This is a genomic window from Pseudoxanthobacter sp., from assembly GCF_036822375.1.
GTDB lineage: Bacteria > Pseudomonadota > Alphaproteobacteria > Rhizobiales > Segnochrobactraceae > Pseudoxanthobacter.
Map to the genome: position 1 here is coordinate 1 of NZ_DAISHT010000359.1, position 2,058 is coordinate 2,058.

The window sequence follows — 2,058 nt, forward strand, 5'->3', positions numbered from 1 at the left end:
TCCCTGTCCGACGTCCATCCCTGCAAGACCTGCGCCCCTGTCAGACTTCCTTGAGCAGAATGTTCGTTTCCGAGGCCGCGACGCCGGGGATGGAGCGCAGTTCGGCGAGCGCGCGGTCGAGGGTGGCGAGGTCCGGCGCGGCCAGTTCGGCCACCACGTCCCACCGGCCGTTGGTGGTGAAGATACGCCGCACCTCCGCAATCCGCTTCATGGCTTCGATCACCGGCTGATAGTTGGCGCGCACCTCCAGAGCCGTCTGCGCGCGGATCAGGCCGGCCTCCACATCGTCGCGCAGGCGAATGGTGAAGCCCATGATGACGCGCCGCTCGATCAGCCGGTCGATGCGGTTCTGCACCGTGCCGCGCGACACGTTCAGAATCTTCGCCAGCGTCGCCGCCGGCAGCCGGCCGTCGCCGCGCAGAAGCTCGATCAGGCGGCGATCGGTCGAATCCAGTCCGTCATCCATCTGCCGTTCCGTCATCCATAGCTGTCGTTCCGTCAGAATATGGCACAGAACGCAGCACTTCTCCGGCTTTTTGTTGACCGGGGCTGCGGCCATAATCGGGTTCTTCCAGATATCGTTCTTGCCGCTCTGGCACCGGCCAGACGCCATGGAGTGCGCGATGAGGCCCGAAAGCCCCACCCATATCCGCCGCCGCCGGCCGGTTCACCTGCTCGGCGTGCCGCTGGAGCGCGGCGCCGGCACCGCCGGCTGCGTCATGGGCCCCGCGGCCCTGCGCACCGCCGGTCTGCCGCAGATGCTGCGCGATCTCGGCCACGACGTGATCGATTGCGGCGATGTCGCCCGGCCGGCCATGCTCGATGCCGTGCGCCTCGGCGAGGCCGTCACCCATCGCTGCAACAATGTCGAGGAGGTCGCCGCCTGGACCGGCGCCATCCACGATGCGGCCTATGAGCTGCTGCGGCAGGGCGGAGTGCCGATGTTCATGGGCGGCGACCATGCCATTTCCATGGGCACCGTCAGCGCCGTCGCGCGCCGCGCCGAGGAAACCGGCAAGACGCCGGTCGTGTTGTGGATCGACGCCCACGCCGATTTCAACACGCCGGAAACGACCCCCTCCGGCAATCTGCACGGCATGGCGATTTCGTTCCTGTGCGGCGACCCGCTGCTGCGCCCGCTGCTGGGCAACCGGCCGTTCGTGCCCGTGCCGCCGGCAAATTTCCGCCTGTTCGGCCAGCGCTCCATCGATGCCGAAGAGCGCCTGCGCCTGAGGACGCACGGCATTTCCTGCACCGATATGCGCATGATCGACGAGCAGGGCGTCTTCCCGCTGATTTCGCGCGTGCTCGGCACGCTCGATCCGCGCCGCACCCATCTTCATGTCAGCTTCGATGTCGATTTCGTCGACCCCGCGATTGCCCCGGGCACCGGCACGCTGGTGCCGGGCGGCGCAACCTATCGCGAGGCCCATCTCATCATGGAGATGCTGGCCGACAGCGGGCTGGTCGGCTCGGTCGACGTCGTCGAACTCAATCCCTTCCTCGATGAGCGCGGCCGCAGCTGCCAGCTCGTTGCGGAACTGGTGGCGAGCCTGTTCGGCCGCACGGTTCTGGAACGGGCCGCCTGACGCCGCGGTCGCTCACGACACCTTCCGGAGAAAACAACAATGACGCGGCACACCTCGCAGATCATCGAAGTCGAGCACACCCTCGGCGCCCGCAACTACAAGCCCCTCGACGTCGTTCTGGAACGCGGCAAGGGCGTGTGGGTGTGGGATGTCGAAGGGCGGCGCTATCTCGACTGCCTGTCGGCCTATTCCGCCGTCAATCAGGGCCACTGCCACCCGAAGATCCTTGAAGCGATGGTGAAGCAGGCGGAAAAGCTGACCCTCACCTCGCGCGCCTTCCGCAACGATCAGCTGTCGCTGTTCTATGAGGAACTGGCCGCGCTGACCGGCTCTCACAAGATCCTGCCGATGAACAGCGGCGCAGAGGCGGTGGAATCGGCCATCAAAGCCGTGCGCAAGTGGGGCTACGAGGTCAAGGGCGTGCCGGAGGGCAAGGCCGAGGTGATCGTGTGCGCCGAGAACTTCCACG

Annotated in this window: 3 protein-coding genes; 2 read left to right on the forward strand and 1 reads right to left on the reverse strand. The window is 66.6% G+C overall.

Annotated features, from left to right (window positions below; genetic code table 11):
• Positions 1–40: 40 nt before the first annotated feature.
• Positions 41–466 carry an Lrp/AsnC family transcriptional regulator gene (locus V7067_RS17595; RefSeq protein WP_334177181.1) on the reverse strand — a complete coding sequence of 142 codons (426 nt, stop codon included), beginning with the start codon at positions 464–466 and terminating at the stop codon, positions 41–43.
• Positions 467–623: 157 nt separating this feature from the next.
• Here V7067_RS17595 and rocF point away from each other — a divergent pair, with 157 nt between their 5' ends.
• Positions 624–1,589, forward strand: a complete 966-nt coding sequence (gene rocF / locus V7067_RS17600) for an arginase (protein WP_334177182.1) — start codon at positions 624–626, stop codon at positions 1,587–1,589.
• Positions 1,590–1,628: 39 nt separating this feature from the next.
• The coding region (locus V7067_RS17605) for an aminotransferase class III-fold pyridoxal phosphate-dependent enzyme (protein WP_334177183.1) at positions 1,629–2,058 on the forward strand (430 nt) is incomplete at its 3' end.